An 18,545-nucleotide genomic window follows, 5' to 3' on the forward strand; every position below is an offset into this window, starting at 1 on the left:
ATATGCTTGACCTTCCCATGATGGGAATCTGTATGCTCAATACAGAATATTAAATTTTGCAGATTTGCAGAGGTGTTTGATGGACTCAAAAACCACAAAATTGCCAGCATATAGTGAAACACTCTCAATTGAGGGCATGACTTGTGCCTCCTGTGTAGGACGTGTCGAAAAAGCACTTAAGAAAGTTGAAAATGTAGAGATTGCCAACGTTAATTTGGCAACAGAAAAGGCCGTTGTTTATTCAAATCAACCGATTCAGCGCGAAGCACTGGTTAAAGCAGTTGAACGTGCGGGTTATGATGTTCCAAAAGCTGCACCAGTGGAGTTGTCTATTGAGGGCATGACCTGTGCATCTTGTGTTGCACGTGTTGAAAAAGCCCTCAAAAAAGTAGACGGTGTTCAAGAGGCAACTGTCAACTTAGCAACAGAGCAGGCTTGGGTACAAGCAGATGCATCAGTCAATGTTGAAGACTTAATTCGTGCTGTTAAAAAAGCAGGTTATGACGCGAAAGCATCTGAAAAAAATCAAGATGAGCAACTCGATAAAAAAGCGTCAGAGTTAGACCAGCTTAAAAAAGATTTGATCATTTCGATTGTGTTGGCCTTACCTGTGTTTATTTTGGAAATGGGTTCACATCTCATTCCAGCTTTTCACATGTGGGTCATGCATACCATTGGTCAATACAATAGCTGGCTTTTACAGTTTGTTTTGACCACATTAATACTCGTTTTTCCTGGTCGCCGTTTTTACCAAAAAGGGATTCCAGCCTTATGGCGTTTGGCGCCAGATATGAACTCGCTGGTCGCTGTTGGAACTTTAGCTGCCTACAGTTTCTCAGTCGTGGCAACCTTTATGCCGCAGGTATTACCACAAGGCACGGTCAATGTTTACTTTGAAGCGGCTGCTGTAATTGTCAGTTTAATTTTACTCGGACGTTATTTTGAAGCAAAAGCTAAAGGACGTACTTCGCAAGCGATTCAACATTTAGTAGGAATGCAGCCAAAAACAGCCCGTATTCAACGTGATGGTAAAGTGGTTGAAGTTGCTGTTGCTGAAGTGGTCAGTGGAACTATTGTAGAAATTCGTCCGGGTGAGCGTGTGCCAGTCGATGGTGAGGTGGTTGAAGGGCACAGCTATATTGATGAATCTATGATTACGGGTGAGCCTGTTCCTGTTGAAAAAATAATAGGGCAACAAGTAGTTGGGGGTACAGTCAATCAAAACGGTACTCTAAACATTCGGGCAACCGCCGTTGGTTCTTCATCTGTACTTTCACAAATTATTCGCATGGTTGAACAAGCCCAAGGTTCTAAACTTCCGATTCAGGGCTTAGTCGATAAAGTCACTATGTGGTTTGTGCCTGTAGTCATGTTAATTGCTGCAATTACTTTCTTGGTTTGGTTTATTTGGGGACCAGAGCCTGCGCTAACTTTTGGCTTGGTGAATGCTGTTGCGGTACTGATTATTGCTTGTCCTTGTGCGATGGGGCTTGCAACACCAACTTCTATTATGGTCGGTACTGGACGTGGTGCCCAGTTAGGTGTCTTGTTCCGTAAAGGTGAAGCTTTGCAGCTTTTACAAGAAGCACAGGTCGTTGCCGTTGATAAAACCGGTACACTCACCGAAGGCAAACCGACACTGACAGACTTTAATGTGCAATCAGGTTTTGAACGTAAACAAGTGTTGACTTTAGTTGCCTCTGTTGAAGCCAAATCTGAACACCCAATTGCCCTTGCGATTGTTCAAGCAGCAGAAAGCGAAGGCCTAAACTTATTACCAGTAACAGCATTTAACTCGATTACAGGTTCAGGTATTGAAGCGGAAGTTTCAGGCCAAAAAGTACAAATTGGCGCAGACCGTTATATGCACCAACTTGGTTTAGACACCAGCTCATTCCAAGCGATTGCTGCTCAGTTAGGTGAAGAAGGCAAAACACCACTCTATGTTGCCATTGACCAGCAACTTGCAGCAATTATTGCCGTGGCAGACCCAATTAAAGAAACAACCTATGCTGCGATTGAAGCCTTACATAAATTAGGTCTCAAAGTGGCCATGATTACAGGAGACAACCGTCATACGGCGCAAGCGATTGCCAAAAAGCTGAACATTGATGAAGTTGTGGCAGAGGTTTTACCCGAAGGCAAAGTGGACACAGTTCGCCAATTGCAAAAACAGTATGGTCGCTTAGCTTTTGTAGGTGATGGCATTAACGATGCGCCAGCCTTGGCACAAGCGGACGTGGGCTTAGCCATTGGTACAGGAACTGATGTTGCGATTGAAGCTGCCGATGTGGTGCTGATGTCAGGTAGTTTAAAAGGCGTACCGAACGCAATTGCGCTAAGTAAAGCAACTATGCGAAACATACGCCAAAACCTGTTCTGGGCATTTGTATATAACGTTGCGCTGATTCCAATTGCAGCAGGTGCGCTATATCCAGCATTTGGTGTATTACTTTCACCTATGTTTGCAGCAGGCGCGATGGCACTTTCTTCGGTCTTTGTTTTAGGCAATGCGTTACGCTTAAAACGCTTTCATGCGCCAGTACAGTAAGCGTGCTGAAAATCAACTTTTGGTTTAAGATCATGACAGCAGGTCTTAAACCAAATTTAATATTTGAGGTGTGAGATGAATATCGGTCAGGCATCCAAACATTCGGGCATTTCAGCGAAAATGATTCGCTACTATGAAGAAATCGGTTTACTTGAAGCAGCTCAGCGTTCTGCTTCTGGCTATCGTATTTATTCAGAAACAGACCTTAAAACTTTAAACTTTTTAAAACATGCCAGAGAGTTAGGTTTTTCATCTGAACAGATGAAAGAGCTTATTTCGCTTTGGAAAAATACAGATCGGCATAGTGCAGAGGTGAAAGCTTTAACCGTAAAACACATTGCCGAATTAAAGCAAAAAATTGCTCATTTACAGGAAATGGTTAATATTTTGCAGGCTTCAGCTGATGATTGCTGTGGTGACCAACAGGCTTCGTGTGCGATTTTAGACCACATTGAAAAAGGTGTAGGGGTAAGTTAAACCTTATAAAAATAAAAAAGGAAAAATCATGGCTTATACAGCTTCTTGTCTTTGTAATGGGATTCAACTTCGTATTAATGCCGAATTAGAACCCATCATGGTCTGTCATTGTAAGCAATGCCAAAAAGCACAAGGAGCTGCTTTTGCGGCCACCACTCAAGTACAAAAAAGCGATTTAGAGATTGTACAGGGTGAAAATCTTTTGCAAGCGTATTTTGCATCGCCTAATAAAAAGAGAGTGTTCTGTAAAACTTGTGGTTCACCTGTCTGGAGTGAACGTTTAGATAAACCTGATGTGGTGCGTTTAAGGGTAGGGCTCATTAATGAAGAAATATCGACGCCAGTCATCTCTCATGCTTTTGTCAATTCACAAGTGAAGTGGTATCCAATTTGTGATACGGCTCGCCAGTACCCAAATGGCGTCGAAAACCCTTGAAATATGAAGGTTTGAAGTATTTTATTCATTTGTAAAAAAACGTGAACAGCACTAGCCATGAATAAATAATGTGCTATAAATGTACTTAAGGTAATCGTAATATCTCCTCGATCCACAGGGAAACTTGGGACAGGGCAAAAGATACGATAAGACCTTATAAACAGCTAGCAAAGAGCAAATAAAAATGGATAGATACATTTTTTGAGTGCTCAACGTTGCAGAAAAGCCCGTGAAACGGGCTTTTTTAATGCCTATGAAAAGTTATTTCTAAGTGTGGGATAGCTTATGTTTTTAAACTATTTAAGAAAAAGTAATGTAAAAATAATAAAATATTTCAAATATACAGACTATTCTGTATTGCAATTTATTTTTATTAAGGGTACATTTAGTTAACGGTTTAAAGTTCAAGCTTAATAATGAACTCATGGTCGTTGTGGGAGATCTAAGAGCCTGCATTTTCCCCAAGATGCGGGTTTTTTTTATGCCTAAAAAAGTAATGACTCATCTGATCTAAAAATTTAATTCTTTGTTTTATAAAGTTTAAAAACCTACGAACGTAATAGGTCGTAGGTTTCTAAGCACGTCTAAAAATTAAGCACGATATGCCTGACAAGCTTGAGCACACGCTAAACATGCTTTTGCACAAACCTGGCAATGCTCATGTTCGTGTTTACTACACTCAGCTGCACATAGTTGACATGCATTAGCACATAACTGCATGGCTTGTTCAGCAAGTTCGGAATGTCTTAATTCTAAAGATGTGCATAACTGACAGGTTTCTACACAGGTTAAGCAGTGTTTGATGCACTCACGCATCATATGCACATGCTCTTCTTGTAAACATGCAGAGGCACAATGCTTACAAGCAAACATACATTCAATGCAGGCTTGAATAGAAGTAGATGCTTGATTAAACAGAGATTGATTTGGTTCTTGTGAGTTATTCATTTTAATATTCTCCTTTTGAAAGGCATTATTAAAAAACCGAATATTGTTATCTTTTTTCATTTTATAAAATCATTTTTCCTATCGGGCACTTTGAAATGAAAGATCTACAAATGCTCAATACGAGATTAACCTCGTATAAGAATGTTACAGGTACTTTGTTAGCTAAATTCTAAAAAGACAGTAAAACCTTAAGAAGAGATACCTAAAAACAAAAAATAAAATTTGTTTGGATATAATACTTTTGGCTAATTTTTTAATGTATGAAAATTAGGCAAATTATCAGTGTGAACTTTAAGGGCACACGTAATGGAAAACATTGAACAGTACGCTCACGGAGCTGAGCATGAAGTCCACGTACACTGCAAACGATCATTAAGCACTTTAATACTGAGTTTGTTTGTATTAATTGCAACTGGTCGATAAAGAAGAAGCACCCACGGGTGCTTTTTCTGTATGACTTGACTATGGGTGGATTAAATTAAGAACCTGTAAAGCCGCGGCGCTTTTTGTAGGCTTTACGATCATAAGAGGGAATATTGGACTTTTGAAGATCAATAGCCAATTGTTTTCTGCGTTGAAATTGCACTTCATTTAAAAGCGCATCATAGATTTTAGGTCGGTCAGTTTTAAACTTTTCTACATCCAGTGGAATCTTACTTTCCTCTTTAACAATATACAAAACTGAAACATTGGCATTGGTTTCATATACTGTCCAACCAACCCGTACTGTATAGAGGCCGGTTTTCTGATCCTTTCCTAAATAAGATTTAAAACCATCGGGATGAGGGCGTACATAAGCATTCATCATGCATCCTCCATCAACTATTTAATTCGATGAAAGCGGCGATCAATGAATTGATGGGAATGATACATCTATTCAGTAAAATCACGATTTTCATGTGTATATATATTGATCAATTTGATAATTTCAAGCTCTGTAATTTTTCTTTTTTGTGGGATGAAAAACGTGAGAATTTGTCTAAAAAAGATACAAAAATAACCACTTCATTTTTATAGATAAATTAAGTCTATTTTTAACTTAAATTTGGTTTTTTTAAAATTTATGTGACGTATTTTGCAAATTTAAAATTGAATAATTTATAGTGAAGCTTGAGTTCATTTTTTATTAATAATTTGATTTTAAAAAATAAAAAATATTTGTAATATTTCTTGTTACAACGATTTTGTCGACAATACAGGATTGTTTTTGACATATTTCGCCTAGCGTAATCAATAGAGTTTTTTGCCTATGGTGTCATTTTTATTTATTGGACTTGTAGTCACTATTTTGTTGACTCCAGGACCAACAAATACATTATTAGCCTCGGCTGGCATACAAGCAGGGGTAAAGCATTCTCTTAAGTTGATTCCGGCAGAGGTCATAGGTTACCTGATCGCAATTACCTCATGGGGTGTTTTACTTGAATCGGTGTCTCATTTCATTCCATGGCTTCCAGCCATATTAAAGCTGATGAGTGCGGGCTTTATACTCTATCTTGCTTTTAAACTCTGGATGACATCGTCTGAAGATATTAAGTTAGACCGACCGCTTATTACGCCAAAAGCTTTATTTCTTGCGACACTTTTAAATCCGAAAGCTTTACTTTTTGCTTCAGCGATTTTTCCCCATGCAGCGTGGGAAGTTCCTCATTTATATTTTATTCACATTGTTGTCTTTTTAGCTTTAATTACCCCAATTGCTTTTTTATGGATTATGTTTGGTACAGTATTAATCTCAAATAAAGTCACTTGGTTAAATCAACGTAACTTACAACGTATTGCTGCATTTATTTTAACTTTTTTTGGCCATGCCAATCGGCTATTCAGCGATTAGCTCATTTTAGACCTAACAAATTAATTTATATTAAAAAATTTAATATACAGGAGTTGTTTCATGAAGAGATTAAAAGTCGTTATTAAAGATCAGTTTGACCAAGAAAGTATTGCTTTAGCAAAGGTTAGGCCTGCGAACGATCAGAAATTAGAGCTGTATAAAAGTGTAGAGCATATCGAAATTGATGACGATATTATTCTACCGAATATGGATTTACTCTATGAAAATCCAAAAGATGGAAAAATTTATAAATTAGTTGGCCCGTTTAATGAAGATGAATTATAGAGGGGCGAAGAAAAGTTGATTTTTTCTTCTGTTTTAGTGTTGCTTAAAATAAAAGCAAACTAACGTATAGACACAATTAAAATCTTGAACACCAAGGGGTCCTTATGGGACTATGTTTCTGCAAAAATGTGACCTAATCCACATTTTTGTATTTCAGGACTAAGTGGTGTTCACTAAGCCCATTTCTTCAATGAGAAGTAGAAATGGGCTTTTTTTATGGAAATTTATTCTTTAAAAGTTTCATCTAAAGCTTGCTGGACTGCTTCAATGCGAGATTTGCAAGCTTTATAAGCACCAATGGATTCTTCAACAATCTTCATCAAATTATCAATATCCGGGCTTTCCTGAGATTCAAGTAATTCGGCATTTCGCTTTAAAATGTCATGACCTTCTTTAAAAGTCAGTTCTTTATCATTCATTTGGAATTACCTCGGTAATATTAGCGTTAATTGCTCCATCTTGCATATCAACAGTAATGCTAGAGCTAGTGATTTGGTGAATGGAACGAATTGCTTTGCCTTCTGATCTTACAATTGCATAACCTTTTGCTTGAATTTGTTTCGGGTTTTGCAAAAGAATTTCTCGCATAAGAGATTCAGTTTGCGATAGAGAAAATTTAACTTGTTGCTGTGAAACAAATTGAATGCGTTCCTTTATCTGCTCAAGGAACTGGTGAGCTGAATTAAGCTGAGCTTGGGCAGAGGATTTAATATGTTGTAGATATTGATCACTCTTACTTTGGTAGGTCGTAATTTGATGTTGTGACAAGAGTTTGATTGTTTGTAGGTTGTCTACAGCTTCTTGTACACGTTCAACAATATGGTTGCGAATACCCGCAATCACTTTACTTGGAGTGTCAAACGAACGGTGTGCAATCTCGTCAAGGATAGTACGATCTTTTTCATGTCCAATACCGACCCAAATCGGCACGCTGCGTTTACAGAGGAGGGCGGCGAGCTCATAATCATTTAAGTAAGCTAAGTCATTTACAGCGCCACCCCCGCGAATAATTACAATCAGGTCGGGTGGAAAGTTAAAATTATTTGCCCATTGTTTTAAACCTGTTGCCAACGACTCCATAAGACTGACGGCAGCCGTATTTCCCTGAAAGGTCGCACTTTGATAAACAAAATGACAAACCCCATTTCGCTCAAGAGCATCCGCATCCTTTTTAAAGTCACCTAAACCCGCAGCATTTTGAGGAGCAATAACTAATACATTTTGAATATCAAAAGGAGTAGGGAGAAGTTTATTCTTATGTATTAACCCTTCTTGAGTTAAACGTTCTACAATTTGTTGATAACGTTTTGCAATTTCTCCAAGTGTAAAACTTGAGTCTATTTCTTCAATATTGACTGAAAATCCATATTGCGGATCGAAACGAGCTCTAATTTTGATTAAAACGTTTAAATCACTAGCTAACTCAATACCTGTTTCACGTTCAAACTTGAGAACAATTTTACTGGCTGAAAATTTCCAGATAGTCGCTTTACAGCTTGCAATGACCTTGTCGGTGTCAGTATCTTTTTCTGCGAGCTCTAAATAATAATGTCCACCTTTAACATTTAAATTCCGAATTTCCGCTCTCACCCATACAGGCTCGTCAAAGGTCAGGCGTATGACTTCCTGCACTGTACCGAGATATTCACTAAGAGAGAGCTGAGGATCAGACATATAAACTATAAATGATGGGTTGAAACTAGATAGTATAAAAGCTACCCAAGCATGGCAATTGTTGTCTATGAATAACAGGTTCTGTTTAAAATAAATACAACAATTTAGAGCGTTAAAATTGAAATTGAGGGGGCTTATTTAATTTGAGCGGATAAAAAGAAAAATTAATAAAAAGATAATTCTTAATAATTACAACCGATTAAAAAATAAAGTTTGCTTTATAAAATATATAAGCGTATAAAGCTTACTTCCAATTGCGGGGTGGAGCAGTCTGGTAGCTCGTCGGGCTCATAACCCGAAGGTCGTTGGTTCAAATCCGACCCCCGCATCCAAAATATTATGCTCTGTGATGTACTACTTTTCATGATACGAAATCATGGAAAGCAATTAGCTTATAAATAACCCTATATCAAGCTAAATATTAAATTCTAGACGAATTGTCCATACCTTAAATCTAGCGTTCTAATTAAATACCGTTAAATCACATGAGCTCAGTGATGAGTGAATGATTGTGAATATAGTAAATGAGTGGCAAATCGCCACAGCCGTAAATGGCAATGAAATTAATGTGAGGATTGTTCCTCACGTCCGTAAGCAAAACTCGCTTGATGGTTATCGTTGGGTTGAGGTTGGAAAGAAAATTCAGCTTCAAACTGGTGAAGAAATTGAGTTAAACCAAGACGGAAAAAGCTTTTATGCTGGGTTTAATCAACTTTATCGTTTAAATACATATTGTTGATAAAATCATGGTAATAAAGCAAAAAAACCTATCCCTTTTAAAGGAGATAGGTTTTTTTATATCAAGAAGAAGTTAAATAATTAAAGTTATAAAAAGACGAAAGTGATGAAAAAGGTCTTATTATTACTTTAGCTATATTTAATAACTAAATTAGCCTGCTCTCCAGAACTGACGCCCCATGACCTTAAAGTTTTTACCGTTCTCTTCGGTGACACGTCGGTCTCTAAATTTTTCATTTAAACTATGCAAAATTAAAGAGCCATCTGCCTCTTTAAAAATTTGTTTAATCATGCCTTCACCAGCAAAATAAACGGCATAGATTTCACCATCAATTACTTCTGTTTGAGAAATATCAATACCGACCAGATCACCATCTTTGATGTAATCGGTCATACTATCGCCCTTAGCTTTGATAATACGCATGCATTCCTGAGCAACACGTTTTTCTTTAAAGAATGAAGCGGGGAAAGGAATTTTTCCGTTAATTGCATCAAAATGAAATTCAATTGATTCGCCTGTACCACAAGAAAAACTCGCTTCAACTACTTCGATCCAGACATATTGGTCTGCTGCATCGTTATTCACGACAGTAGGACTAAATACATCACTTTCTCTAAAAGAGTCTTCTGAGTTTCCTGTAGTAAGCCAATAAGCATCTACACCTAAAAACTGTGCAATGAGTGGAAGAAAAGCAGATTTTAAATTCTTCCCCGATTCTAAAGCTTGATAAGCAGGCTGAGACATCTTTACTGCTTCAGCAACCTCTGCCTGTGTTTTTTTAGCTTTAATCCTTGAATCTTTTAAACGGTCTTTAAGAGCCATAATGATCGCACCAGCTAACTTATAACAAATATATAACTTAAGTTATATTTAGTAAAACAACTATAGTTATTGACTAATAATAACTATAGTTATAATATCAGTTATAAGGGCATATTGATAGAACGAAAATAATATTTTATTTGAAATTTATTTCTTAATTTTATCAATACCTTATTAAGAAAGTAACGATTATTCTGCCTCACTGGACGACAGAATATAAAAATGGCGATAGTCGATGAGTGGTTTGTAAAGACTATTAAAAACAAGAAATGGAATAAAAAAAGCCCGATTCCGTGGATCAGGCTTAATGTTCGTCGATAAAGGGTATCAAGAACATGAAGAATCTAACAAAGAATTTAATGCGTCACAAAAGTTTCCGATATACGGCAACCTGTTATCTCAACTTTTTGGTCAAAAAAGAGAGGTTATCTAGCGGTGCAGTTTTACTGAGGCTTATGTCATTCATAGCGGTTTAAAAAGAACAAGAGCGACTAGATTAAATCTGTGTACATAGCAGAGTTAGATATAAAAATATGAAAAATAACAAAGCAGTAGCCATGATTATTTTTCAAAAAATTACACTTTAGGCAGGATTAAATTATGGAAAATTTTTTAACTTCAAATGGGCTAGCTGCCGCTTTTAACCTTTATGGCACTGTCATGATGGTGGCTTTAGCAGTGAGCTTAGTTGTTGCAGTAGTTTTAATTATGCGCTTTCCACGTTCACCTCAAGAATGGGTCGTTGGTTTGATTTGTACGGTTGTTTCAAGCTTGACTGGTGGCTCATTCATTATCATGAAATGGAATTTACATGAGTGGGTGACAGATATATGGGGAATGATCACTTTAGGTGGATTCTTCTTTATTTGTGGCTTACCTGGTTGGGCAATTGTGAGGTGGATATTTAATTTCATTAATAAACAAGAAGGAAAAACCATTGTTGAAGTCATGAAAGATCTAAAAAAAGCGAAAGATGATATCCAAAGCTAATAGCTGTTTGGCCCTAATAAAGATGAGGACAACTCTTATGAATATTGAACAATATTTAGATGCACTAATAAAACGCGAAGGTGGCTATGTAAATGATCCACTTGATCATGGGCATGCGACTAAATTTGGAATTACACAAGCCGTTGCTCGTAGTTATGGTTATCAAGGTGCAATGGAGAATTTAACGTTAGAGACAGCCAGAGAAATTTATAGGAATCAATATTGGCTTGAGCCGCGATTTGATCAAGTTAATTTGATCAGTGCACTTATTGCTGAAGAGTTATTCGACACGGGTGTGAATTGTGGCATTAGTTTCACAAAACCACTTTTACAACGTGCATTAAATTTATTGAATAGGCAGGGCAAAGAAGGCTGGGTAGACCTTAAGGTAGATGGTGAATATGGGCCAGCCACTTTGCAGGCTTTAATAAAATATATTAAAAACCGTGGTAAGGAAGGTGAAAAAGTGCTGGTACGGCTTCTTAATATTATGCAAGGCCAACGCTATATTGAAATTACGGAAACAAATCCGAAGCATGAGCAATTCTTTTATGGATGGCTTGCTAATCGTATCAGCTTATAAAAAAGCCAACTTGCTAAAGCTATTGAGTTATAGCCTTACAAGTTGGCTCACTTTCATAAAATAGTTTTATTGAGTAATAAGTAAAACTGCTAAAAGAAAAAATATACAACCACTGACTTTATTGAGCTTAGAAAAATTATTTCCGGCAAGCATCTTCTCTTTGAATATAGAGGAAAAGTTGGCATAAACTAAATGAATTAAAAATCCGATCAAGCAGAATGTTAAAGATAAAATCAAAAACTGATTTAATATTTCTTTTTTAATATCAATAAACTGTGGGAAAAGGGCAATAAAAAAGACAATTGTTTTGGGATTAAGTAGTGAGGCAAACAACCCTTGATAGAAAAGCTTTGATTTCTTTATCCCTTTTCCATTATGTTTAGTTTCTAATAAGTCTTGAGTGGGGGATTTTTTAATAAAATTTTTATAACCTAAGTACATTAAGTAAAAGGCCCCAATAAATTTTAAAGCAGTGAAGATAGTAGGGTTGCTAGTAATAATAAGTCCGACACCGCTTGCAGAAATCACAGCGATAATAAACATACCAATAATTAAACCACTAATGCCAAATAAAGCTGTTCTCACACCATAATTTATTGAATTTGTTACTGTAAATAAAACGCCTGGGCCTGGGCTTGATAAAGTAAGAAAAGCAATGGTTATAAAAACTAAAAGACCGCTCACGTTGATACTTCCTGTTTATCATCAATATGTTAATTGCATGCCTACTTTAAAGCAGAATAGGAATTATGTATACAGACAAGTATGTATAATTTATAAAAAAGTAAATTAATAGGATAATATTTGAAAGTTCCTACACAATCTTATTTTTAACTTATTTGAAAATTAAAAATCCAATGCTTTAAAAAGCATTAAATATGTTTAATTAATATATAGATACAGTGTTAGAAAACTATATTTAAATATCATTGAAAATCAGTTAGAAAGTTAGAATTTGATACCTTTGTATTCAATAAGAAATGAATTAATTAAGATATCGATTGCAATTCGTTAAGAAGCGTGTATAGTCGACACTAACTACAAAAATATTCATGTTACCCAAAGTCTCTCTTTTCGCAGTTTTATTTATAATCCTCCGTATATTTTTAGATATTTAAGTAGAATGTGTATTTTTTAGTTCTATTGGTTTGCCCAATAATAAATGATAATGTTTTTAAAAGTTAGGATTAATTTATGTCTAATACTACTGGTACAGTAAAATGGTTTAATGAAACTAAAGGTTTCGGTTTTATTCAAACTGATGAAGGTAAAGATGTTTTTGCACATTTTTCTGAGATTCAAACACAAGGCTTTAAAGTTCTTTTAGAAGGTCAGCGTGTTCAGTTTACTGTAACACAGGGTAAAAAAGGCCCACAAGCTTCGAATATCACAATTGTGACGAATGCTTAAACTAAAGTAATTTGATGATTTTAGACGATTTGATCTGTAGTGATTTGCTCAATTAAACGGCTCTAATCATCAAGATAGTTAAAAAACCCACTTCTTCCTTTGTGGGTTTTTTATATGGATAATTAAATAAGTTGATTATTTGTTTTATATAATATAGAAATTAGAATTGTGTTGTATAAGTTGACTTTATAACTGGTATAAAAATGGATATTTGTATTGGCGGTATTTTAAACGGTAAAGTAAGAAAGAATAATGAAAATTATTTCTCTATAGGAAATCCTCATTCAGATGATGTAACGGAGTATCACAAGCAATATTTCCATTTGGATGGAAAGCTTTTATCATTTTGGGTGTGTAATGAAATCAATTTTCAAGAAGCCTCCAGAATAGCTGAAAGTTTCTTTAAAAAAGAACAAAGTTTTTATTAAGTAAATTTTAATTAAATACTTTAAGTCTGGTAAGCCTATTTCTTTAATGAGATAAGCTAAAAATTATTTTTAATTACATATTTTTAACAATTTAGATTAATTTGTTATTCATAAAGTCATAAGTAAAGAGTAATCTTAGCTCAGAATTTAAAATCGTTGTAAAATTAAACTTAACATTCATGAAAATTTATTAAATTTTTCTTGTCTTAACGGTGCATGACTTACGTCATAAATAATATTTCTTTTTGTAGTATATCTAAAGGAAGGAAATAATTCTAAATGTTGAATATAGTACAGCCTAATATTTGCTTCATTGGTAGCAGTAATTTGTCTTTAGCTTTAATTGGAGGTTTAGTTTTAAAAGGCTTTCAAAGAGAAAAAATTAATCTAATAGAGGAAGTCAAATTTGAGAATCAAATCATTCTAAAGCAAAAGCAACATGAGGTGAAAAAGGCAGATATAGTTGTTCTATTACTAGACCCAAAAGACTTAAAGGCTATACTGGCGCCCTTAAAAAAATGGTTAGCTGATAAAACTATTGTGTCGATGATGGCCGGAGTTAATATTCAACAATTAACGAGCATTACGGGTTCAAAAAAAATTATCAGAGTCATTTCTAATCCCCCTGTATTAACTTATACAGGTACCCATGTGTTAATTGGTTCAGACTATTTAGAGCCTTTAGATAAAGAAGTGATAGAAACAATTTACTCAGCCACAGGGCGAACCTATTGGGCAAATTCAGAATCCCAAAGTGACGCGATTATTGCTTTATCGGGTTCAGGGCCAGCTTACTTCTTCTATATTCTGGACAGTATGGTGAAAACAGGGGTGTCTATGGGGTTAGATAAGCAATTTGCTTTAGATCTAATACTTCAAGCTGCATCAGGCGCTGTAGAAATGGTTCGTAAAAGTAATGTTCAGCCTAGTGAGTTATGTGGCAAGGTCACATTAGCGAATGGCATTACAGAGTCTGCATTACGAATGTTTGAATTAGGCAACCTCTCTGATGATATTCGGCTGGCTTTAAAAGCAGCTTACCATCGTAGTAAAGAAATAAGCTTAGAAATTAATGCAGAAATTACGAGACACTAGCTTTAGCTGATTACAAAGTACCTTCCAAATATTAACACCTTATATTTGGAAGGTATTTTTTTAACCACCCTGGTTTAGCCGTATAAAGGTAAAGCAAACATTATCTTTCAAAGAACCATCAAAACGGCTACTTTAAAAATTAATTATTAGCTCAAGTTATGGAATTTGTAGGAAATACTCCCAAATAATAAAACCTAAGCCAAACCCTAGCATTGAATAGAGGGTAATAATAAATAGTACAAAACTAGCTTTATTTTTCTTTCTTAAAAAACTCATGTTAGCTACCTCGTGTCTAGATACTTACTATCATGAAGAAAGGCAAGGTGTAATCATAGATACAGAATTTTTTCAAAAAAATATAACAGATGGGTAGGTGTTATAACCTCATCTTTAATTAAGTTTTTCTTCAAATTTATGACTGAAAAAAGACTAAAGTATGGTGAATCTAGAAGCATGAAAGGTACTTATAAAAATTATTTCTACATTGTTTTTTAATGATAATTTATTACTCATGTTGTGTGAAAAATAATCATTTACAATTGAAAGAAAATATTTCTAATTAGTTAAAAGTATTAAATAAAATTGTGAAACATTTAACATTAGTTTGACTATTTGTGTTCCGTTATGGTGCAATTTTACATAATATAGGTAGTTCTTACATTGTTTTAAATTTATTTGCACTCAATTACAATTAAGACTTCATAATTAGAAGATGAATTTTTTTATTTTCAATTATTTATAATAATATTGAGGAGGAAGAAATGCCAAAGTATTTAGCTATAGCGGAGAAAGTATACAAGGAAATTAAAAAAGATAATTTATTTACTGAAGATACCATTCAAAATTTAAATTGTTTAATTAGCTTGATTCGTAAAGCAATTAAAGGTACTGAGTTCAAACTTAAGTACAATTTTATAAATTTTGAAGAATGCTTAAATCAATTTAATAAAGAAAAATCAGTGCATATTGATTTAAGTCTTATGCCCAAGTTTAAAAATGAAGATGAATTCATTTTGTGGCTTGCAGGCTTTATTGAGCGAATGACAATTGGAGGGAAAGAGAAGCTTCCTCCAATTTCAAACTATATTCCAAAAGGCTTTAAAATTGATCAAGCCGAAATTCCTGTGGCTGCTGAACCAAGCAAAGAAGAAAATGCTGAGATGATTATTAACTACTTTAAATCTGAGGATTTCATTAAAAATAATAAAATATCCTCTTAAATATAGAAGTATTTGTCCACCTTACTTCTATATCTGGCTGATAATATTCAGCTACCGCCTTCTGGGGCGGTTTTTTTATTTAACAAGCTTAAATGATAGTATATAAAACTTAACAAAAATGTCAGTAAATATGGAAATGTTTTATAAAGAATTAATAATGACATAAAAAATAATAAGTTGGAGATTATATTGTTATTCTTATTAAAATATTTTTCACATAAAAATAATCTTAAATTACGTATAGAAACATTTACTGGTACATAATTTCCAAAAAAATAGGATGATGAAGAGATGAATGAGAATGCTGAACTCATTAAATATTTAGATATTGCCGAAAATGTATACGAAAATATGTATGAAAAGTACCAGATTACGGATAACCCTGTAACCAATCTCAATAGAGTGATGGCAGAAATTAGAAAAGAAGCCGAACAAAATGATTTAAAGTTAAAATATACCAAAATTGATTTTGAAGAATGTTTAACTAAGCCTCTTTCTGAAAGAGAGATAAAAGTTGACTTAAGTCTACTTCCTCGTTTTGAGTATAGGGATGAATTTATTTTATGGCTCACTAATTTTATTAGAAATATTAGTGTGCAAAAAAAGTTCGTAAAACAAAAGTACTATTTTAATTAGCTTTATAAACTTTTTAACTACTCAAAACTATTAATAAACTTTATAGAACAGCGATATAAAAAGAAAAATAAAGCGCACCTTTGTAGAGGTAACTTACATGAAGAATATTACTGAAAAATCACTTTTTGATGTTTTTACCCAGCATCAAGCTTATCTCTACCGAGCATCATCGCGATCGGTAAATGAACTTTATAAGTTTTTTAATAGTGAAACGATGGATATGCTTGATCGGTTAAGCAATTTAATGAAAGAGCTGAATGAAACTGAGAGGTTTGCTCTTGCTGGTGGAGAGTATACAACTCAGCATCTAAAAAACATTCAACTTGTTATTTCGAACTGGTTTAATTCAATTAGCACTGTTTTACCGGAAATTTTTACTCACTCGGCAATTGCTTTGGCTATATATGAGTCAAACTATATGGCCAAACTATTTGGTAAGGTTATTAAAGATTTAGAGGGAGAGCAGCTTTATCGGTCAATAAAACGAGTGCCTTTGGCTGGCGGTGCCTTGGTTGATGAATCCTTAGCTCAAATTGGTGAAAATGCCCTTCAACGCATTGAATATGCTATTCGGGATGGTATGAATACCGGGATGACGCCTCAGCAAATCATCAAACGTATTACAGGTACAAAACGCCTTAAGTACGAAGATGGATTGCTCAACAGTACCAGAATCGATATTGAAAGAATTATTAGAACGCTACGTAGCCATATATCAAATCAGGTCTATTTATATAACTTCAAAAATTTTAATTTTGAATATGTAAGGTTTGTGAGCGTTTTAGATGGCAGGACTTCTAAAATCTGTGCAGCCATTGACGGTTCTATTTGGAAACTGAATGACCCGGCGAAAAGAGTGCCACCTTTGCATCCGAATTGCCGAAGTATTCTGGTTCCCGTAAGTAAGGATGGAAGGCTTATTGGGAACCGATCTTTCGTTATGGATGAAAGAAAAGTACGAGATATTCCTAAAGATGAGCGGACTCAGTTAATGGGTCAAATAGATGCAAATATTTCCTTCAAAGAATTTTTTAATCTGACCGATAATTTTTTCCAAAAAGAATGGTTAGGCCCTAAACGTTATAAGTTATATAAAGAAGGGCAATTTGATTTTGATAAATTTTTTGATCCAAAGGGGCGACTCTATACTTTGGATGAATTGAGAGAATTAGATGAACGAACTTTTAAAATACTTGGGTTATAGCTTCATTGTTCTCCACCAAAATAATAACGCCAATAAACTCACACATGCGCCTAGACTACATACGCCGAGCCATCCTGCATAAGCATAAGTCGCTGTTGTGCTGATTGCACCCAGTCCACTACCTATTGCATAAAAGAGCATGTATAGACCCACAAGCCGGCTATGCGCTTCTGGGCGAGTACGAAAAATCATACTTTGGTTGGTCACATGCAGGGCTTGTCCACCTAAGTCGAGCAATACTATGCCAATCACCAGCGCCCAAAGTGAGTAGGTCATAAGTGAAAGCGGCCACCATGCGAGCAGCAATATTAACAGTGCTGCCAAGCTTGTGCGCTGAGCATATCCGCGGTCGGCCCATTGGCCAGCACGAGTGGCGGCTAGAGCACCGATTACACCGAACAGTCCAAAAGACCCAATTACAGTATGCGAAAAGTTATAGGGTGGTGCACTTAACGGTAGTACCAATGCGCTCCAGAAAATATTAAATGCCGCGAACATGAATAAGGCTAATACACCGCGTACTTGTAGGACTTTTTCTTGGCGCAGTAGCTTTAACATAGAAGTTAGAAGCTGCGAGTAGCGCATGGTAACAGGCTGAACATTTAAATGAGGGAGTCGTCTCCAAAGTGGTAAGGCAATCATGAGCATAATGATAGCTGCGCAAAAGTACACGCCGCGCCAACCCGCTATATCACTTATTCCTCCTGAAAATACACGGGCAAGTAGTAACCCAATGAACACACCGCTCTGTGCAGTACCGACCGCATGCCCTTGCTCATGTGGGGCCGCAGCACTTGCAGCATAGGCAATAAGTCCTTGTGTCATAGCTGTGCCGAGTAGACCCACCGCAAGCATTCCTGTCAAAAGAACAATTGTAGAGTGGGCAAAGGCAACCATTAGCAATGCAGATATTAAAGCCAGTAACTGTATAGCCATTAACCGACGCCGATTTATAAGATCACCCAACGGCACTAAAAACACGAGGGCAAGTGCACAACCTATTTGAGTGGCTGTAACCACACCACCAATGGCGGCATGACTAACATTAAAGTCACTCGCCAAGATGTCGAGCAAAGGCTGTGCATAATAGACATTTGCTACGCTTACACCACTTGCTATAGCAAATAGTAAAACTACGCTACGAGGTAGGTTCGAATGCGTTTTATTGTTATCTACCGAAGACGTTGAAAATGCAAGAGAAGCTTTCATTGTC

The 18,545-nt window shown here is 35.6% G+C and carries 21 protein-coding genes, 1 tRNA gene and 1 pseudogene; 15 read left to right on the forward strand and 8 right to left on the reverse strand.

Going from position 1 to position 18,545, the window contains the following annotated elements; genetic code table 11:
• Window positions 1–79 precede the first annotated feature (79 nt).
• From NQ782_RS03115 to NQ782_RS03125, 3 genes are all read left to right on the forward strand, one after another.
• Window positions 80–2,551 (forward strand): heavy metal translocating P-type ATPase, encoded by a 2,472-nt coding sequence (locus tag NQ782_RS03115; protein WP_057093534.1) that lies wholly within the window; start codon window positions 80–82, stop codon window positions 2,549–2,551.
• Window positions 2,552–2,626: 75 nt separating this feature from the next.
• A complete protein-coding gene (gene cueR, locus NQ782_RS03120) occupies window positions 2,627–3,028 on the forward strand; it encodes a Cu(I)-responsive transcriptional regulator (RefSeq protein WP_001020650.1) in 402 nt (133 codons plus the stop codon).
• A 28-nt stretch (window positions 3,029–3,056) separates the two neighbouring features.
• Window positions 3,057–3,464: a GFA family protein gene (locus NQ782_RS03125; protein WP_057093530.1), complete on the forward strand. Its 408-nt coding sequence runs from the start codon at window positions 3,057–3,059 to the stop codon at window positions 3,462–3,464.
• 591 nt (window positions 3,465–4,055) lie between these two features.
• Here the strand turns inward: NQ782_RS03125 and NQ782_RS03130 are convergent.
• Together NQ782_RS03130 and NQ782_RS03135 are read right to left on the reverse strand one after the other, a co-directional pair.
• A complete protein-coding gene (locus NQ782_RS03130) occupies window positions 4,056–4,412 on the reverse strand; it encodes a four-helix bundle copper-binding protein (RefSeq protein ID WP_057094725.1) in 357 nt (118 codons plus the stop codon).
• 478 nt (window positions 4,413–4,890) lie between these two features.
• Entirely contained in the window at window positions 4,891–5,220 is a 330-nt protein-coding gene (locus tag NQ782_RS03135; RefSeq protein WP_000980496.1) for a hypothetical protein, read from the reverse strand.
• Window positions 5,221–5,661: 441 nt separating this feature from the next.
• On the opposite strand from NQ782_RS03135, the pseudogene NQ782_RS03140 reads away from it, so the two are divergent.
• Window positions 5,662–6,256: pseudogene (locus tag NQ782_RS03140) on the forward strand (LysE family translocator).
• A 50-nt stretch (window positions 6,257–6,306) separates the two neighbouring features.
• Complete coding sequence (locus tag NQ782_RS03145; protein WP_000825869.1) at window positions 6,307–6,531, forward strand: hypothetical protein; 225 nt, start codon at window positions 6,307–6,309, stop codon at window positions 6,529–6,531.
• Window positions 6,532–6,755: 224 nt separating this feature from the next.
• Here NQ782_RS03145 and xseB read toward each other — a convergent pair whose 3' ends face one another.
• Together xseB and xseA are read right to left on the reverse strand one after the other, a co-directional pair.
• A complete protein-coding gene (gene xseB, locus NQ782_RS03150) occupies window positions 6,756–6,950 on the reverse strand; it encodes an exodeoxyribonuclease VII small subunit (RefSeq protein ID WP_000998196.1) in 195 nt (64 codons plus the stop codon).
• Entirely contained in the window at window positions 6,943–8,205 is a 1,263-nt protein-coding gene (gene xseA / locus NQ782_RS03155) for an exodeoxyribonuclease VII large subunit (RefSeq protein WP_057093833.1), read from the reverse strand. Before xseA ends, xseB begins: the two co-directional genes overlap by 8 nt.
• A 255-nt stretch (window positions 8,206–8,460) precedes the next feature.
• On the opposite strand from xseA, the gene NQ782_RS03160 reads away from it, so the two are divergent.
• Together NQ782_RS03160 and NQ782_RS03165 are read left to right on the forward strand one after the other, a co-directional pair.
• Window positions 8,461–8,537, forward strand: a tRNA-Met gene (locus NQ782_RS03160).
• Window positions 8,538–8,710: 173 nt separating this feature from the next.
• Entirely contained in the window at window positions 8,711–8,944 is a 234-nt protein-coding gene (locus tag NQ782_RS03165; RefSeq protein WP_000636785.1) for a transposase, read from the forward strand.
• Between the two features lie 150 nt (window positions 8,945–9,094).
• Here the strand turns inward: NQ782_RS03165 and NQ782_RS03170 are convergent, their stop codons facing one another.
• Window positions 9,095–9,766 carry a LexA family transcriptional regulator gene (locus NQ782_RS03170; protein ID WP_001185369.1) on the reverse strand — a complete coding sequence of 224 codons (672 nt, stop codon included), beginning with the start codon at window positions 9,764–9,766 and terminating at the stop codon, window positions 9,095–9,097.
• A 600-nt stretch (window positions 9,767–10,366) separates the two neighbouring features.
• Here NQ782_RS03170 and NQ782_RS03175 point away from each other — a divergent pair.
• Both NQ782_RS03175 and NQ782_RS03180 read left to right on the forward strand, forming a co-directional pair.
• Entirely contained in the window at window positions 10,367–10,756 is a 390-nt protein-coding gene (locus NQ782_RS03175; protein WP_000427180.1) for a hypothetical protein, read from the forward strand.
• A gap of 37 nt (window positions 10,757–10,793) precedes the next feature.
• Window positions 10,794–11,339 (forward strand): glycoside hydrolase family 108 protein, encoded by a 546-nt coding sequence (locus NQ782_RS03180; RefSeq protein WP_001019685.1) that lies wholly within the window; start codon window positions 10,794–10,796, stop codon window positions 11,337–11,339.
• Between the two features lie 66 nt (window positions 11,340–11,405).
• Here NQ782_RS03180 and NQ782_RS03185 read toward each other — a convergent pair whose 3' ends face one another.
• A complete protein-coding gene (locus NQ782_RS03185) occupies window positions 11,406–12,023 on the reverse strand; it encodes a LysE family translocator (protein ID WP_071210594.1) in 618 nt (205 codons plus the stop codon).
• Between the two features lie 510 nt (window positions 12,024–12,533).
• Here NQ782_RS03185 and NQ782_RS03190 point away from each other — a divergent pair.
• From NQ782_RS03190 to NQ782_RS03200, 3 genes are all read left to right on the forward strand, one after another.
• A complete protein-coding gene (locus NQ782_RS03190; protein ID WP_000072673.1) occupies window positions 12,534–12,749 on the forward strand; it encodes a cold-shock protein in 216 nt (71 codons plus the stop codon).
• Between the two features lie 203 nt (window positions 12,750–12,952).
• Window positions 12,953–13,177, forward strand: coding sequence for a hypothetical protein (locus NQ782_RS03195; protein WP_000350299.1), 225 nt, complete (start codon window positions 12,953–12,955; stop codon window positions 13,175–13,177).
• Window positions 13,178–13,456: 279 nt separating this feature from the next.
• A complete protein-coding gene (locus NQ782_RS03200) occupies window positions 13,457–14,272 on the forward strand; it encodes a pyrroline-5-carboxylate reductase (RefSeq protein ID WP_000932376.1) in 816 nt (271 codons plus the stop codon).
• Window positions 14,273–14,428: 156 nt separating this feature from the next.
• Here NQ782_RS03200 and NQ782_RS03205 read toward each other — a convergent pair whose 3' ends face one another.
• The gene (locus tag NQ782_RS03205) at window positions 14,429–14,548 is read right to left on the reverse strand and encodes a hypothetical protein (RefSeq protein ID WP_001982898.1); all 120 of its coding nucleotides are present in this window, start codon (window positions 14,546–14,548) and stop codon (window positions 14,429–14,431) included.
• A gap of 485 nt (window positions 14,549–15,033) precedes the next feature.
• Here NQ782_RS03205 and NQ782_RS03210 point away from each other — a divergent pair, with 485 nt between their 5' ends.
• The 3 genes from NQ782_RS03210 (at window position 15,034) to NQ782_RS03220 (ending at window position 17,332) form a co-directional block, all read left to right on the forward strand.
• A complete protein-coding gene (locus NQ782_RS03210; RefSeq protein WP_001127325.1) occupies window positions 15,034–15,492 on the forward strand; it encodes a hypothetical protein in 459 nt (152 codons plus the stop codon).
• 291 nt (window positions 15,493–15,783) lie between these two features.
• On the forward strand, window positions 15,784–16,128 hold the full coding sequence (locus tag NQ782_RS03215; RefSeq protein ID WP_001004676.1) for a hypothetical protein: 345 nt from the start codon (window positions 15,784–15,786) through the stop codon (window positions 16,126–16,128).
• Window positions 16,129–16,225: 97 nt separating this feature from the next.
• A complete protein-coding gene (locus NQ782_RS03220) occupies window positions 16,226–17,332 on the forward strand; it encodes a minor capsid protein (RefSeq protein WP_031963108.1) in 1,107 nt (368 codons plus the stop codon).
• Here the strand turns inward: NQ782_RS03220 and NQ782_RS03225 are convergent.
• Window positions 17,327–18,541: an MFS transporter gene (locus NQ782_RS03225; RefSeq protein ID WP_000647849.1), complete on the reverse strand. Its 1,215-nt coding sequence runs from the start codon at window positions 18,539–18,541 to the stop codon at window positions 17,327–17,329. The genes NQ782_RS03220 and NQ782_RS03225 overlap by 6 nt on opposite strands.
• Window positions 18,542–18,545 lie beyond the last annotated feature (4 nt).

Source organism: Acinetobacter sp. BD54, assembly GCF_044778325.1.
Lineage (GTDB): Bacteria > Pseudomonadota > Gammaproteobacteria > Pseudomonadales > Moraxellaceae > Acinetobacter > Acinetobacter baumannii.

Bases quoted from the DNA above. Each gene is read 5' to 3' on its own strand.
- NQ782_RS03115 (WP_057093534.1), top strand. From the start codon at position 80: ATGGACTCAAAAACCACAAAATTGCCAGCATATAGTGAAACACTCTCA.
- cueR (WP_001020650.1), top strand. From the start codon at position 2,627: ATGAATATCGGTCAGGCATCCAAACATTCGGGCATTTCAGCGAAAATG.
- NQ782_RS03125 (WP_057093530.1), top strand. From the start codon at position 3,057: ATGGCTTATACAGCTTCTTGTCTTTGTAATGGGATTCAACTTCGTATT.
- NQ782_RS03130 (WP_057094725.1), bottom strand. From the start codon at position 4,412: ATGAATAACTCACAAGAACCAAATCAATCTCTGTTTAATCAAGCATCT.
- NQ782_RS03135 (WP_000980496.1), bottom strand. From the start codon at position 5,220: ATGATGAATGCTTATGTACGCCCTCATCCCGATGGTTTTAAATCTTAT.
- NQ782_RS03145 (WP_000825869.1), top strand. From the start codon at position 6,307: ATGAAGAGATTAAAAGTCGTTATTAAAGATCAGTTTGACCAAGAAAGT.
- xseB (WP_000998196.1), bottom strand. From the start codon at position 6,950: ATGAATGATAAAGAACTGACTTTTAAAGAAGGTCATGACATTTTAAAG.
- xseA (WP_057093833.1), bottom strand. From the start codon at position 8,205: ATGTCTGATCCTCAGCTCTCTCTTAGTGAATATCTCGGTACAGTGCAG.
- NQ782_RS03165 (WP_000636785.1), top strand. From the start codon at position 8,711: ATGATTGTGAATATAGTAAATGAGTGGCAAATCGCCACAGCCGTAAAT.
- NQ782_RS03170 (WP_001185369.1), bottom strand. From the start codon at position 9,766: ATGGCTCTTAAAGACCGTTTAAAAGATTCAAGGATTAAAGCTAAAAAA.
- NQ782_RS03175 (WP_000427180.1), top strand. From the start codon at position 10,367: ATGGAAAATTTTTTAACTTCAAATGGGCTAGCTGCCGCTTTTAACCTT.
- NQ782_RS03180 (WP_001019685.1), top strand. From the start codon at position 10,794: ATGAATATTGAACAATATTTAGATGCACTAATAAAACGCGAAGGTGGC.
- NQ782_RS03190 (WP_000072673.1), top strand. From the start codon at position 12,534: ATGTCTAATACTACTGGTACAGTAAAATGGTTTAATGAAACTAAAGGT.
- NQ782_RS03195 (WP_000350299.1), top strand. From the start codon at position 12,953: ATGGATATTTGTATTGGCGGTATTTTAAACGGTAAAGTAAGAAAGAAT.
- NQ782_RS03200 (WP_000932376.1), top strand. From the start codon at position 13,457: ATGTTGAATATAGTACAGCCTAATATTTGCTTCATTGGTAGCAGTAAT.
- NQ782_RS03205 (WP_001982898.1), bottom strand. From the start codon at position 14,548: ATGAGTTTTTTAAGAAAGAAAAATAAAGCTAGTTTTGTACTATTTATT.
- NQ782_RS03210 (WP_001127325.1), top strand. From the start codon at position 15,034: ATGCCAAAGTATTTAGCTATAGCGGAGAAAGTATACAAGGAAATTAAA.
- NQ782_RS03215 (WP_001004676.1), top strand. From the start codon at position 15,784: ATGAATGAGAATGCTGAACTCATTAAATATTTAGATATTGCCGAAAAT.
- NQ782_RS03220 (WP_031963108.1), top strand. From the start codon at position 16,226: ATGAAGAATATTACTGAAAAATCACTTTTTGATGTTTTTACCCAGCAT.
- NQ782_RS03225 (WP_000647849.1), bottom strand. From the start codon at position 18,541: ATGAAAGCTTCTCTTGCATTTTCAACGTCTTCGGTAGATAACAATAAA.